This window comes from Pseudorhodoplanes sp. (assembly GCF_046289595.1).
Classification (GTDB): Bacteria; Pseudomonadota; Alphaproteobacteria; order Rhizobiales; family Xanthobacteraceae; genus Pseudorhodoplanes.
Genome location: NZ_JBKBVB010000115.1, coordinates 1 through 14,058 on the forward strand (window position 1 = coordinate 1; position 14,058 = coordinate 14,058).

Annotated in this window: 16 protein-coding genes and 1 pseudogene; 9 read left to right on the plus strand and 8 right to left on the minus strand. The window is 63.6% G+C overall.

The window, feature by feature from the left end:
* From puhA to hemA, 7 genes are all read left to right on the plus strand, one after another.
* Positions 1–685: photosynthetic reaction center subunit H (gene puhA, locus ACK41X_RS18995; protein ID WP_409726510.1), on the plus strand; the 685-nt coding region annotated here is incomplete at its 5' end.
* Positions 682–1,356 (plus strand): photosynthetic complex putative assembly protein PuhB, encoded by a 675-nt coding sequence (puhB, locus tag ACK41X_RS19000; RefSeq protein ID WP_409726512.1) that lies wholly within the window; start codon positions 682–684, stop codon positions 1,354–1,356. The genes puhA and puhB, both read left to right, overlap by 4 nt.
* A gap of 10 nt (positions 1,357–1,366) precedes the next feature.
* Positions 1,367–1,822: a photosynthetic complex assembly protein PuhC gene (gene puhC / locus ACK41X_RS19005; protein WP_409726514.1), complete on the plus strand. Its 456-nt coding sequence runs from the start codon at positions 1,367–1,369 to the stop codon at positions 1,820–1,822.
* Positions 1,819–2,109 carry a hypothetical protein gene (locus tag ACK41X_RS19010; protein ID WP_409726516.1) on the plus strand — a complete coding sequence of 97 codons (291 nt, stop codon included), beginning with the start codon at positions 1,819–1,821 and terminating at the stop codon, positions 2,107–2,109. Before puhC ends, ACK41X_RS19010 begins: the two co-directional genes overlap by 4 nt.
* Positions 2,106–3,170, plus strand: a complete 1,065-nt coding sequence (gene acsF / locus ACK41X_RS19015; RefSeq protein WP_409726518.1) for a magnesium-protoporphyrin IX monomethyl ester (oxidative) cyclase — start codon at positions 2,106–2,108, stop codon at positions 3,168–3,170. The genes ACK41X_RS19010 and acsF overlap by 4 nt, the downstream gene beginning before the upstream one ends.
* A 7-nt stretch (positions 3,171–3,177) precedes the next feature.
* The gene (gene puhE, locus ACK41X_RS19020) at positions 3,178–4,020 is read left to right on the plus strand and encodes a putative photosynthetic complex assembly protein PuhE (protein ID WP_409726520.1); all 843 of its coding nucleotides are present in this window, start codon (positions 3,178–3,180) and stop codon (positions 4,018–4,020) included.
* Positions 4,017–5,231, plus strand: coding sequence for a 5-aminolevulinate synthase (gene hemA, locus ACK41X_RS19025; RefSeq protein ID WP_409726522.1), 1,215 nt, complete (start codon positions 4,017–4,019; stop codon positions 5,229–5,231). Before puhE ends, hemA begins: the two co-directional genes overlap by 4 nt.
* A 100-nt stretch (positions 5,232–5,331) precedes the next feature.
* Here the strand turns inward: hemA and ACK41X_RS19030 are convergent, their stop codons facing one another.
* On the minus strand, positions 5,332–5,766 hold the full coding sequence (locus tag ACK41X_RS19030) for a c-type cytochrome (protein ID WP_409726524.1): 435 nt from the start codon (positions 5,764–5,766) through the stop codon (positions 5,332–5,334).
* A gap of 416 nt (positions 5,767–6,182) precedes the next feature.
* Here ACK41X_RS19030 and ppsR point away from each other — a divergent pair, with 416 nt between their 5' ends.
* Both ppsR and ACK41X_RS19040 read left to right on the plus strand, forming a co-directional pair.
* Entirely contained in the window at positions 6,183–7,547 is a 1,365-nt protein-coding gene (gene ppsR / locus ACK41X_RS19035; protein WP_409726526.1) for a transcriptional regulator PpsR, read from the plus strand.
* Between the two features lie 35 nt (positions 7,548–7,582).
* Positions 7,583–9,763 (plus strand): GAF domain-containing protein, encoded by a 2,181-nt coding sequence (locus ACK41X_RS19040; RefSeq protein WP_409726528.1) that lies wholly within the window; start codon positions 7,583–7,585, stop codon positions 9,761–9,763.
* Positions 9,764–9,771: 8 nt separating this feature from the next.
* On the opposite strand, the gene ACK41X_RS19045 is transcribed toward ACK41X_RS19040, so the two are convergent.
* From ACK41X_RS19045 to ACK41X_RS19075, 7 genes and pseudogenes are all read right to left on the minus strand, one after another.
* Positions 9,772–10,554 carry a heme oxygenase (biliverdin-producing) gene (locus tag ACK41X_RS19045; RefSeq protein WP_409726530.1) on the minus strand — a complete coding sequence of 261 codons (783 nt, stop codon included), beginning with the start codon at positions 10,552–10,554 and terminating at the stop codon, positions 9,772–9,774.
* A 9-nt stretch (positions 10,555–10,563) separates the two neighbouring features.
* Entirely contained in the window at positions 10,564–11,484 is a 921-nt protein-coding gene (gene pufM, locus ACK41X_RS19050) for a photosynthetic reaction center subunit M (protein ID WP_409726532.1), read from the minus strand.
* Between the two features lie 15 nt (positions 11,485–11,499).
* On the minus strand, positions 11,500–12,342 hold the full coding sequence (pufL, locus tag ACK41X_RS19055) for a photosynthetic reaction center subunit L (protein ID WP_409726534.1): 843 nt from the start codon (positions 12,340–12,342) through the stop codon (positions 11,500–11,502).
* Between the two features lie 113 nt (positions 12,343–12,455).
* Entirely contained in the window at positions 12,456–12,629 is a 174-nt protein-coding gene (gene pufA / locus ACK41X_RS19060; RefSeq protein WP_409726536.1) for a light-harvesting antenna LH1, alpha subunit, read from the minus strand.
* Between the two features lie 11 nt (positions 12,630–12,640).
* Positions 12,641–12,862: a light-harvesting antenna LH1, beta subunit gene (pufB, locus tag ACK41X_RS19065; protein ID WP_409726538.1), complete on the minus strand. Its 222-nt coding sequence runs from the start codon at positions 12,860–12,862 to the stop codon at positions 12,641–12,643.
* A gap of 264 nt (positions 12,863–13,126) precedes the next feature.
* The gene (locus tag ACK41X_RS19070; RefSeq protein WP_409726540.1) at positions 13,127–13,363 is read right to left on the minus strand and encodes a hypothetical protein; all 237 of its coding nucleotides are present in this window, start codon (positions 13,361–13,363) and stop codon (positions 13,127–13,129) included.
* Between the two features lie 17 nt (positions 13,364–13,380).
* Positions 13,381–14,058: pseudogene (locus ACK41X_RS19075) on the minus strand (chlorophyllide reductase subunit Z); the annotation flags it as partial.

The following is a 14,058-nucleotide window of genomic DNA, read 5'->3' on the forward strand; positions in this document are numbered from 1 at the left end:
TTATCTGCGCCGGGAAGACAAGCGCGAAGGCTACCCGCTGATCTCCGATCGCCGCGGCGGCGTATCGGTGATCGGCTTCCCCGAACCGCCCTCGCCCAAGGTGTTCAAGCTCTCGCACGGTCACGCCGACGTGATGGCGCCGGCCTCGCGGGCGGAACCGCCATTGCGCAATGTACGGCCGGTCGCACCCTGGCCGGGCGCTCCGCTCGAGCCAACCGGCAATCCGATGCTCGATGCGATCGGTCCGGGTTCCTACGCGCTGCGGGCCGATACGCCCGATCTCACCGTCGACGGCGAGGTCAAGATCGTGCCGATGCGTGCCGCCCCCACCTTCTTTGTCGCCAATGGCGATCCCGATCCGCGCGGCATGCCGGTGATTGCCGGCGACCGTGCCGTCGCAGGCACCATCGCCGAGGTGTGGATCGACAAGTCCGAAGTCATCATCCGCTATTACGAGGTGGAGATTCCCGGCGGCAAGCGCGTGATGCTGCCGGCAAACTTCGCACGCGTCGACCGCAACAAGGGCGAGGTTCGTGTGAATTCGATCTTCTCCGATCAATTCGCCGACGTTCCCGCGCTCAAGAGTCCCGATCAGATCACCCTGCTCGAGGAAGACAAGGTCTGCGCCTATTACGGCGGCGGCACGCTCTATGCGAAGCCGGCACGGACGGAGCCGATCCTATGAGCGACTTCGAAACCGAACCCGTGAAGGGCCTTCCGCAACACCTGCCTCCGGGCGAACGGATCCTGTGGCAGGGGCAGCCGTCGTGGCGCGCGCTGGCGCTCCGCGTCTTTCATGTGCGCAAGATCGCGATCTATTTCACGGCGATCCTGGTCTGGCGCCTCGCCCAGGCCTGGCATGATGGCGTGCCGCTCGCGGGCGCCTTCGTCTCATCCATGGGGTTGGTCGTGGCCGCGCTGCTCGCCATCGGCATCGCCGCAGCCCTTGCCTTCGTCTACGCGCGCACCAGCGTCTTCACCATTACCAATCGCCGCGTGGTGATGCGCTACGGCGCCGCCCTGCCGTGGAGCCTCAATCTTCCGTTCCGCGTCATCGATGCGGCGGATATGAAGCTCCACAGCGACGGCACCGCCGACCTGCCGCTGTCGCTGACCGGCCATGGCCGTATTTCCTATCTGCATCTGTGGCCGTTTGCGCGGCCCTGGCGGATCAACAAGCCGCAGCCGTCGCTGCGCGGCTTGCCGGATGGCCTGCAGGTCGCGCGCATCCTGGCGCAGGCGCTCAAGAGCTACGCCGAATCGACATCCCCCGACGGCGCCGTCGCCATGCCGGTCCCGGCACCCTCGCCGGAACCGGCGGATACCCTCGGAACCCCCGCCGCCGCTGCAGCCTGAGGAGACTGACATGCCGCACGCCGAACCCCGCCGCTTTCCGCTCGGAGCCCTGCTCGGCGCCGCAGCTGTCGTCTGCTTTGCCATTGCCGCGGCTGCGACCGCGCGGCTGGCCGATATCGGGGTGACGCGCGTAGCCGAAACCGAGCCCGTCGCAGTCCGCGCGCTGCGGTTCGAGGACCGCAGCGACGGCGGCGTCGCAGTGATCGCAGCAGACAGTGACAGAACGATCGACGTGCTGGCACCGGGCCAGGACAGCTTCGTGCGCATCGTGTTGCGCAGCCTTGCCCGCGAACGCCTGCGTCAGGACCACGGACGGGAAATCCCATTCCACATCGTGCGCTACGCCGACGGCCGGCTTTCTGTCGAAGACCCATCCACCGGCCGCCGCGTCGATCTCGGCGCGTTCGGCGCCGTAAACGCGGCATCCTTTGCACGACTCATGACGGTTGAGGAGACAACGCAATGAGAGCAAGCAGCAGAACGCTCACCGTGCCCTGCACGGTCGAGATCGAAAATAGCGCCGAGACATTGCACGCCCATGTCTCGCTCGACGGCTACGACGTCGGCCCCGGCGACGAGGTCATCGTCCATGGCGCACCGACCGATGTGCCGTTCGGCGAGAAAATCGTCGCGCGGTGCCATGCCACGGTGACCCGCGCCACGCCGATCGACCGCCTTAGAGCGAAAATCGAAGGCTATCTCGAACTCACCGAACTTTACGAAGTCGGCTTTTCGGAAGGAGGGGCGTCATGATTGCGATGGAAGGCGGCGGCGCGCCAAACGCCAGCACCCGTTCTGCACAGGACGACACCATTCTCAGCCCGCGTTTCTATACCACCGACCATGCCGCGATGGACGCCCTCGACGTGTCGAGCGTCCGCAAGGAATGGGACATCATGATCGAGGAGCTCAGGCGCGATCACAACAAGGGCCACTTCCAGCGCACCGACGAATTCAAGATGGACCTGGAATCGCTGCCCGAGGATCTGCGCAAGGAATTCGTCGATTTCCTGGTATCGTCGCTGACAGCGGAATTCTCCGGCTGCGTGCTCTATGCCGAGATCAAACGCAGCATCAAGAATCCCGATATCCGCGAATTGTTCCGCTACATGAGCCGGGACGAATCGCGGCATGCCGGCTTCATCAACGAGGCGCTCAAGGATTTCGGCATCGGGGTCGATCTCGGCTTCCTGACGCGCGCCAAGAAGTACACCTACTTCAAGCCGAAATTCATTTTCTACGCGACCTATCTGTCGGAGAAGATCGGCTACGCGCGCTACATCACCATCTACCGCCAGCTCGAACGTCATCCGGAGAAGCGGTTCCATCCGATCTTCAAATGGTTCGAGAAATGGTGCAACGACGAGTTCCGCCATGGCGAGGCCTTCGCGCTGCTGATGCGGGCCAATCCGAAGCTCACGAGCGGCGTCAACCGGCTGTGGATCCGTTTCTTCCTGCTCGCGGTCTACGCCACGATGTATGTGCGCGACCACATGCGGCCGGCCTTCCACAAGGCCATCGGCATGACGCCCGACGACTACGATTTCAAGGTGTTCCGGATCTGCAACGAGATTTCGCGTCAGGTCTTCCCGATCGTGCTGGATATCGACAATCCGGCCTTCCGGGCGGGACTGCAACGGCTGTGGCGCATCACCGAGGCGAGCGTCGAGGCCAAGCGCCGTGGCGGCATCGTCGGCGCCGTCAAGCGGGCGGGACTTGCGATGGCTGCGACCGCGACTTTCGCCCGGCTGTTCGTTCTGCCGGCCAAGCGCAATGATCTGCCCGAACAGGTCCGCCTGCAGCCGGCATGGTGAGCATCCGATGATCGAACTTGCGATTCCCGCGCTCTATGCCTTGCTCGTGTGGTGGCTCAGCACGGGGATCGTTCTCTATATCGCGCGGCTTCCGGCGCGCATGCACCCGGCAAGTCTTGCCGCCGGAGCCGGCCTTGCGATCGCGGCCCTTGCCGCGATCGCCTTTTCCGCCCGCATGGCCTCCCCGGCCGGCGCCTATATCGCCTTCACCGCGGCGATCGTGTTCTGGGGCTTCATCGAACTGACCTTTCTGACCGGCGCCGTGCTCGGCTCCAATCGCTCCGACATGCCGCCGGCCACCGGATGGACGCGGCTGTCGCGCGCCATCGCCGCGATCAATCACCACGAGCTTGCGCTGCTTCTCGGCGGCGTCTTCCTGCTGGCCGTCAGCTATGCCGCGCCGAACCAGATCGCGCTCTGGACCTACGCCGTCCTGTGGCTGATGCGCATCAGCGCCAAGCTCAATCTGTTTTTCGGCGTTCCCAATCTGCATGACGAATTGCTGCCCGAGCGCCTTGCGCATCTGCGCAGCCATTTCCGCCGCGGGCCTGCCAATCCGCTGTTGCCGGTTTCGATCATCCTGACCACCTTCGCTGCAGGATATCTCGCCTATGCCGCGATGGCACAATCCGGCGATGCCTTTGCCGTCACGTCGTTGACCTTGGTGGCCGCTTTGCTTGCGCTTGCGGCCATCGAACACGTTTTCATGCTGATCCCGCTGCCGGTCATGATGCTCTGGAACTGGCGCAAGCGCGCCCGTGCAGCGCAACGGCCGGATGCCGCGATCGAAACCGTTTCAACATGCCGGCGCAGCAATGCCGGTCCTGCCATCACCCGGAGGGGATCATGAACTACGATGCGTTCTTCAAAAGCCAGCTCGATGCGCTGCGCCGCGAAGGGCGATACCGCATCTTTGCCGATCTCGAACGGCAGGCCGGTTCCTTCCCGAAGGCGACACATTACGGCGAGCATGGCGGCACCAATGAGGTGACGGTCTGGTGCTCAAACGACTATCTCGGCATGGGACAGCATCCGGCGGTGATCGCTGCGATGCATGAGGCCATCGACCGTTGCGGCGCGGGCGCCGGCGGCACCCGCAACATCTCCGGCACCAACCATTATCACGTTCAGCTCGAAAACGAGCTCGCCGATCTGCATCGCAAGGAGGCGGCGCTGCTCTTCACCTCGGGCTATGTGTCGAACTGGGCCTCGCTCTCAACGCTGGCCGCACGCCTGCCCGATTGTGTGGTGCTGTCGGACGCCGGCAACCATGCCTCGATGATCGAAGGCATCCGCCATTCCGGCGCGGAACGCATCATCTTCCGGCACAACGACCCCGACGATCTCGACCGCAAGCTCGCGGCCATCGACCGCCGCCGCCCGAAGCTGATCGCATTCGAGTCGGTCTATTCGATGGATGGCGATGTCGCCCCGATCGCAGAGCTGTGCGACGTTGCGGACACTCACGGCGCCATGACCTATCTCGACGAGGTCCATGCGGTCGGCCTGTACGGAGCCCGCGGCGGGGGCATTGCGGAACGCGAGGGACTGAGCCATCGCCTGACGGTGATCGAAGGCACGCTCGCGAAGGCCTTCGGCGTGATCGGCGGCTATATTGCCGCTTCAAATGCACTATGCGACTTCGTGCGCAGCTATGCTTCGGGCTTCATCTTTACCACGGCACTGCCGCCCGGAGTTGCTGCGGCCGCGGCCGCCAGCATCCGTCATCTGAAGCAGAGCGACGCAGAGCGCATGCGCCAGCGCGACCGCGTCGCGAAAGTGCGGCGCGGACTCGATGCCGCCGGAATTCCGCATCTCGACAATCCCAGCCACATCGTGCCGGTGATGGTCTGCGACCCAGTGCTGTGCAAGCAGATCAGCGACCGGCTCATGACCCAATACCGGATCTATGTGCAGCCGATCAATTATCCGACGGTGCCGCGGGGCACCGAGCGGCTGCGCGTGACGCCCTCGCCGCTGCACAGCGACGCCGACATCGACCATCTGATCGGCTCATTGTCGCAGATCTGGTCGGAGATCGGGTTGCAGCGCGCGGCCTGACCCGCAAAGCGGCCTGACCAGAATTGAAATGGCCGGGCTCAGCCCGGCCATTGCCATGTCCACTCCAAGCGCTTGTGGCTTGAAGCGGCTGTGGCTTCCATCAATTGCTCGGCGAGAACTTCTTCAGATACGCGATCACGTCCTTGCGCTCCTTTTCGTTCGGGAGCTTGAACGCCATTTTGGTGGTGCCCTTGGCGAGTTCGGGCTTGCCGGCATCCTTGAGGAACTTGATCAGGAAACCCTGCGGATCCGGGAGATAATTGAAAATATTTTCCTCCGTCCAGACCAGGCCGGCTTCGCCGGCGGCCTTGTTGAGCGGCGAATAGGCAAAGCCTTCAACGGAACCCGCTCGCCGTCCGACAATGCCATTCTGCTGCGGACCGACAGCATTCTTCGCACCTTCGCCGATGCGGTGGCAGGTCATGCATTTCTTGAACACGGTTTCGCCGGCGGCGGCATCCTGAGCCGACGCGTTGTCAATTCCGGTGGTGGCCGCAAGGGCTGCGGCTGCCAAAGCCAGGCGCATCATTTTCATTGCAGCGTCTCTTCCCTAGTTGATGCCGATGGGCACTCGGACATGTCACAAGCGGCCAAAATGTTCCACCATTTTAACATTAACTCAGTCAAGCCAGCTTGTCATGGCCCGAAATCCAATAGGGCCAGCATTTTCTGATTGAAATTCAGATATTTAGGCCTTAGAAGAGTGTACAATGGATCGTGCCAGACGATTGGCGAAACACGGCTCGCGATCCCATATGAATGCCAACGCGACAGCCGGGAGCCGTTGGCTGATGATCCCGGTGGCAACACCGGTGTACGTGTTGACTGACACTTGAAATACGGCCAAACGGGCGCATCGGTGCCTCGTCATTATGGCTGCACGCGCACATCCTTCGGGCGATGGTCCCGCTCAGGCGACGACCGGACTCGGCAAGACCGGACACGGCAAGTATGAGCAATATCAATATCGCTCAACCGGACGTGACGTTGCTTCTCGACCTCGACGGCGTGATCCGTGAGGCGACGCTGTCGCGTTCGCTGTCCGGTGAGGGTGTGCATGACTGGCTCGGCAAGCGGTGGACCGAAACCGTGGTCGATGTCGGCGGCGAGAAGGTCCAGCGCATGCTGTCCGATGCGCGTGAACAGGGGGTATCGGCTTTCCGTCAGGTCACGCAGCGCTTTCCGAGCGGCCTTGAGCTGCCGATGGAATATACCACGGTGTTGCTGGGCGGGCGCGCAGGCCTGCTCGCCGTCGGGAAAAACCTCCAGGCCGTCGCCGAATTGCAGTCCCGCCTGATCGCCGCGCAGCAGGCAATGGAGCGCGATTACTGGAAATTGCGCGAGGTCGAAACCCGCTATCGCCTGCTGTTCGACACTTCCAACGAACCGGTCATGCTCTTGCGGACCGCAGACTTGCGGATTCTGCAGGCCAATCCGGCGGCCCTCGCGGCGCTCGATCTGAAATCCGCGCCGGACGCCGGTGACCGCGACTTTGTTCAGACTATCGCGCCGGAGGACCGCGACGCGTTCCAGTCGATGACCTTGCGTGCGCGCGAGCACGGCAAGGCGCCCGGCATCCTCGTGCATCTGGGCAGCGAACGGAAGCCGTGGCTCGTGCGCGCATCGCTGATGTCGCCCGAGCCCAATTCGGTGACGATGCTGCAATTGTCGCCGGGATGGCACGGACAGACCGCGATCGTCAGTCCCGATTCGATTTCCATCGACGACCTGATCGAGCGGTTGCCGGACGGCTTCGTCGTCCTCGATTGTGACGGCGTCATCCGCAGAGCCAATCGCGCCTTTCTCGATCTTGTCGAGGCCGGCGCCAAGGGCTCCGTGGTCGGCGAACGCCTGGCCCGATGGCTGTCGCGGCCCGGCGCGGACCTCGCCGTACTGCTCGCCAATGTCGAGCGCCACAAATTCGTGCGCATGTTTACCACCACGATCCAGGGCGAACTTGGAACGACGACCGAAGTCGAAATCTCTGCCGCCGGTAACGACGACACCGCTCCGCAATATATTGGCGCGCTGATCCGCGACGTCGGGCGGCGGATCGGCGCACCGGGCGACGACAAGAACCTTCGTTCCTCGCTGGGCGCCATGGCCGAGCGGATCGGCAAGACGCCGCTGCGCACCCTGGTCAAGGATACCGTCGCTATCGTGGAACGGCATTACGTCAAATCGGCACTCGACCTGGCCAACGACAACCGCACTGTCGCAGCCGAACTTCTGGGATTGAGCCGGCAGAGCCTCTATGCGAAGCTCAATCGTTACGGCCTGGATAGAGGGTCGGAGACGCCCGAAGGCGCCGAATAGCGCGCTTCCGGCAAAATCCGCGGGAGCAAGCCGGGGTGGACTCTCGTACGCTAGCATCCCCTGCTTTTGGACAAGCCGATCTTTCCAATTGCGAGCGGGAGCAGATTCAATTCGCCGGCTCGATCCAGCCGCACGGCGCATTGGTTGTCGTACGGGAGCCAGACCTGATCGTTGTGCAGGCGAGCGCCAATGCGGCTGAGTTTCTCAACTGCGAAGACGCAGTCGCGGGGGGCGAACTGGTCGGTCGTCAGCTGCAGGATCTGGGCGGCAATCTGCTGGAGCGGATCGCGCCGGTGCTGCAGCAGCAGCTTCGCACCATCCCGGTGGCGGTCCGATGCACGCTGTCCGGATCGGCGGCTGAATTTGACGTCTTGCTGCACCGGCCGGCGGATGGCGGCCTCGTTCTCGAATTTGAACGCAGCGCCTCCACGGCCGATCTGACCGGACCGATCGACAGATCCCTGAAAGCCATTATCTCCGCATCCTCGCTGCGCACGCTCTGCGACGAAAGCGCCACGCTGTTCAAGGAGCTCACCGGCTACGACCGCGTCATGGTCTACCGTTTCGACGACGAAGGCCATGGCGAGGTATTTTCGGAGCGCCGCGAGCCGCATCTCGAAGCCTATCTCGGCAACCGCTATCCGGCCTCCGACATTCCGCAGATCGCCCGCCGGCTCTACGAGCGCAACCGCGTGCGAGTCCTGGTCGACGTTGCCTACGATCCGGTTCCGGTCCTGCCGCGGATTTCGCCGCTGACCGACCGCGAACTCGATATGTCGCTGTGCTGGCTGCGCAGCATGTCGCCGATCCATATTCAGTACCTGAAGAATATGGGGGTGAGCGCAACGCTGGTCGCCTCGATCATGGTGGGCGGCAAGCTGTGGGGCCTGGTCGCCTGCCATCATTATTCGCCGCGTTCGCTGTCTTATGAGATGCGTGCGGCCTGCGAGTTGCTGGCCGAAACCATCGCGACGCGGATCGCAGCGCTCGAGAGCCTCGCGCAGGCGCAGGCCGAACTGTCGGTGCGCCGGCTCGAACAGCGCATGATCGAGGCCATTTCGCGCGACGGCGACTGGCGCGTCGCCCTGTTCGACAACTCGCAATCGCTGCTGCAGCCGCTCGCCGCCAGCGGCGCGGCGCTGCTCTTCGAGGGCCAGATTCTGTCGACCGGCGAAGTACCTGGCACGCTGCAGCTTCGCGAGATCGCGGCTTGGCTGGATCAGAAGGAGCGCGTACCGGTTTTTGCAACGGCTTCGCTCGGATTCGACGAGCCGGAATTTGCACCGCTGGTCTCGGTGGCCAGCGGGATCGTCGCAACGCCAGTCTCCAGCTCCCCGGGCGAATACCTGATCTGGTTTCGTCCCGAGCGGATCAAGCTGGTCACCTGGGGTGGCGATCCGCTGAAACCGGTTCTGATCGGCGACGATCCCTCGCAATTGTCGCCCCGCCGCTCCTTCGCGCAGTGGCACCAGCTCGTCGAAGGCAAGAGCGAGCCGTGGAGCGCGGCCGATCTCACGGCAGCGAAGCTGATCGGCGAGACCGTTGCCGACGTCGTCTTGCAATTCCGATCGGTGCGGCTCCTGATCGCGCAGGACCAGTTCGCGCATATCACCAAACAGGTGCAGATTTCCGATCTGCCCGTGGTCATCGCCGATCCCAAGGGCCGCATCCTGTTGCACAACGGCGCATTCGAGGCGCTGCTGCCGAAGGGGCACCAGACCTACGAATTCGTCGACGATCTCGCGCTGTTCTTCGAGGATTCCGCAGAAGCGCGCCGCAGGCTCAAAGACCTGATCGAATTGCGGCGCACCTGGCGCGGCGAAGTCACGCTGCTGCGCGCCGGGCTGGAACCGCGCTCATTTCTGGTGCGCGGCGACCCGGTGTTTTCTTCGCCCGACCGCATCCTCGGCTTCGTCGTGCTGTTCACCGATATCGCCGATCGCAAGGCCGCCGAGGCCGCCGGCCGCCGCTTCCAGGACGTCATTTACGAAAGCCATCGCGAAAAGCCTTCCGGGCGCGACGCAAGCACCGAGCTTCTGTATCAGAAGCTGCTCGCCTCGGTGGTCGAGAATGCGCAGCTCGCCGCGCTTGAAATCACCGACGGCATGGACAATGTGCGCATGCTGCAGATGCTGGAAAGCGTGCGCAACTCCGTCGACCGTGCAGCCGAAGTGCTCGACCACCTGGTCTCGCATTCGACCCGCGACAAGACGTGACGTCCGGTTCAGACGGGCCGCGCTGCCGGGCCGCCCGCGATCAACTGCACCTCGCACGAAATCCGGATATTGTGCCTGAAGGCGCAGATCGCCTCTGCGATGAGGCTCTCCGGCTCAGGCGACATCCGGCCGGCCAGGTCGATGGCGGCGCGCAATCCGCGCTTCACCGCCGCCGGATCGATGAGCCTTTCGAAATCGTAGAATGACAGCATGTCTGGGGGCAGCAACAGCGCCTTGCCAAGCAGCTTCTTGAGAATTTGCCCGCCGCTGAGATCGCCGAAGTAACGCACATAGGCGTGCGCGACCAGCGCCACTTCATCATCCTTTGCGAGCCGGGACACATGATCCGCATAGGCCTCGGCGGCGGGCAAAAGCGGCAGCGCCCGGGCGAAATCGTCGCCATGGATGCGGTTGAGATCGCGCCGCAAAGCCTGGGATCGATGCAGCTCGCGGCATGCGAAGGGCGCGAGGACCGGATGTCCCGCCCGTTGCACCAGTGCAGCCTCGAGCCGCTCGTAGACCGGCAACAGATTCCGCAGCAACACGGCATAGCCCTGCCGGTCCGCCTTGCGCCGGAGAATGTCGGCGACGATTCCCGTACGTTCGGCTTCCGCATGGATTTGCGCCGTGCGCTCGCGCATCAATTCGGACAGCAGCCGGCCGGTAGTCTCGTCGCCGTTATCGAATGCAAGCGACGAATGCGGCCGGAGGCCGGCATCGCCATTGCCGGACATGCGGTCCGGGATCGCGAAGCCGGCGCATCGGGCTGTGTTGGTCGATTCAAAATCCATCTCGACTCGTCAGCGCGCGGCAATGCCGTGCTTGATGCCCCATTCGAACCAGTTGTCGACGGCGGTTCCGGACAGAAGGATGCCGATGCCGCCGGTCAGGGTGCAGAGCGTTGCGAACCACCAGGCCCAGCGATGGATCGACTCGACCGTGGCGTTGAAGCCCATGGTCCAGCGCCAGAACAATGCCGCGCGCTCGGCCGCGGTTCCGCGGTCCAAGATCTGCTCGATCTCGCGCTCGCCGCCATAGCGGGTCACGGCGAGAATGGTCGCACCATGCATGGCGAACAAGAGCGCCGAGCCATACAGGAACGCGATCGAGAGCATATGGAACGGGTTGTAGAACAGATTGCCGTGATTGATGGAGAAGGTGTTGGTCCAGTCCAGATGCGGGAAAATGCCGAACGGCACCGCCTCGCTCCAGCTTCCCATCAGCAGCGGGCGGATGAAGCCGAGCACCAGATACAGAAAGATCGCTGAGGCGAAGGCCCAGGCGACATGCGTACCCATGCCGAGCATGCGTGCGCGGACATAGACGCGCACCCACCACAACAGGATCGACACCGTCAGGAAGAAGCCGGCGATCAGCCACCAGCCGCCTTCCTGCAACGGCGGCAGCACTTTCAGTCCATGCTGGGGCAGCGGCGGCTCGAGCGCGAGCCACGGCAATTGCCGCATGAATTCGATCGGGTTCCAGTTCACTTTCGCCATCATGTTGAGACCGATGATCTCGATGGCGAGAATGCCGAAGAACAGCGAGGCGACCCCGGTCCATCCCAGATAGAACGGACCGACCTGGGCATCGCCGATCTTGCCGAGCCAGTAGGAGAAGCCGCCGCCCTGCCGCACGAAAGGACCGGCCGCGACCGGCACGCCCGGATAAAGCGGGGAGCGGACCTGCACGGCGGTGAAGATATTCTGATATTCAGCCATGACACGCTCCTTGGTCTAACGCTGCGACCAGATCGGCAGATTGCGCCACCATTCCCACCACTCGACCCATTGCGCGCCTTCCGGCCACAGCCAGGACGGCCCGCTGATGACGATACAGACCGCGCTCCAGAAGCCGGCCGACAGCGCAAGAAACAGGCCGAGCCGGTGGATGCCGAGCGTTCCGATCGACCAACCGATGGCGTCGCGGAAGAAGGTGTTCTCGTGCTCGGCGGTGCGCACGGTTTCGCCGGGCTTCGGATTGGTGGCCGACAGCACCAGGGCGCCGTGCAGCGCGAGCGCGAGCGTCGTCGTGAAGAAGAACGTGATCGCGATCATATGCGCCGGGTTGTAGTGGAAATTGCCGTACTGGTACCCGGTATTCGACACCCAATCGAGATGGCTCATGATGCCGTAGGGAAAGCCGTAGGACCATGAGCCCATCAGCACCGGCCGGATCACGACCAGCGAGAAATAGGCGAAGATCGCGACGCTGAAGGCAAACGGCACATGATAGCCGATGCCGAGCTTGCGGCAGATTTCCACCTCACGCAGTGCCCAGGATCCGAACGCGCCGAGCGCGCAGACGGTGACGATCTGCCAGATGCCGCCTTCCTTCAGCGGCGCAAATGCCAGGCCGTATTCCGGCGGCGGCGGGTTGATGCTAATGAGCCAGATATTCCAGGTCGGTCCGAGCGCCGCGCCGTAAATGATGAGCGCCGTGCCGACGAAGCTGAAAAAGATTGTCGTGACGCCGAAGAAGCCGACATAGAACGGCCCGACCCAGAAGTCGAACAGATCTCCGCCGATCAGCGTGCCGCCACGCACACGATATTTTGGTTCAAAGCTGAGCATGGCCATGGTCTTGCCCCTTCATCACGCAGTCCGCGCCCCGCGGATTGCCCGGACGCTCCGCCGTCGGTGGACGGGGCGAAGGCCTTGGCCCGCGCCTCGTCCACCAGTCTTGGTTGCTGTCAACCGATCAACATGTCCATTGCTGCTTTCGCAGCGGGACGCGGGCCCTCGAGCCAGTTGAACCGGTTCGTGCTGAGCAGGATGAAGTGAATCACCAATGCCAGCCCGAACAGGAAGGTAAACAACGCGATCAGGGTTCTCCTGGGATCGAAGAGAAGCCACATCTTCCACATTGCTTATCCTCCTATGACACGAACGGGATCAGGGAGCTCACCGTCTGTCCCGCCCCTTCCAGGAAGGCGTAACCCTTCGGTCCGGGGAGCCACGGACGCCACTGCCAGACAAGGAAGTGGGCGATCGCGCAGATCACGACGAAGACGATGAAGCTGGTCAGAAAGATCGAGTGGAATTCCCGAGCTTCCTGTTCCGTCAGTCCCGAGAGAGAGCCGCCCCTAGAGTCAGCCATGTTAGTCCTCTCCGGTTGGCCTTGCGGCCGTTACCGCGCAATTCCCGCGCGGCAAGGATCGCCGTCGCGGTTGCCCGCCACGGCAAACTTTCCGCCCGGTTTGACCCGGACGGAAACTCCGCAACGGCGACATCTTTCGGCGTCGCCATCGCTGTCTCTACCGGGCTCGAACGCGTCCGGGGAAACCGGACTCTCCTCGTGCAGTCTTGCCCCTGGATCACTCTCGCGCTTGCGGCAATCGCCGGAAACGCGGCCGCCCGCCTCCTATCCCATGAACACCATCGGCACGATCTTGTTGGCGGTCGCCCGCGCTTCGTCGATGACGCTGCGGCGCGGCGCGCGATCGCTGCTGCGGACGGCCCAGCGCCACGGCATCGCCCGCGACAACCCGAACGATAGCGTGAACATCGCAACGAATGCGCCATGCAACAGGCGATATTCGACATCGCCATGGCGGCAACGGTCCGTGCCGAGATGCCGGGTGTCTGTTTCGAGCGCCATGCCGTCCTCCCTCGTCCTCAAGCCGCCTGGTTTGCCGACAGCGTCATGCGCGCGCGCACAACGCTTGCAATCGAAACCGTGTCATGTCCGCTATGCCGCGCGTCGCGCTCGGCCGCATCGCGCAGCCGCTTCGCCGCGGAAATGCGCACCAGCACCGGCTGGGCCTCGACCAGCCGGTCGAGTTCGCGCCGCGCATCGTCGTTCCAGCAAAGCTCGGGTTGCAGCCGCGCCGGCGTGGCATCGACCTTGTCGAGCTCGGTGCCGAGCGGCAGGATGAAAAACAGCGCGTCGAACAGCGCGTTGCACGCCTCCTGCACCAGATAGGTGGCGCCGGCATAGCCCATGAACGGCGTGCCGGTGTGCCTGCGAATGATCGCGCCGGGAAACGAGGCCGGCACATAGACGGCGCGGCCGCCGGTCTCCGCCAGATACATGCGCTCGTTGTAGCTGCCGAACAGAATGAGCGGGGTCTTGTCCTGCACCGTCTTGCGCACCGCCCCGTTGTCGGTCTTGGCGCCGGCGCAGCGCGAGATCGCGAAATTGCAGGTCATGCCCATTTCGTCTTCGAGGAAATGACGCACGCCGCGCGCATAGGTTTCGTTGGCGACGATGCCGAAACTCGCGGTGCCGTAGAAATCCTGCGTCACCGACCGCCACAGATCCCACAGCGGCTTGATGGTGGTGTGCTTCTCGCG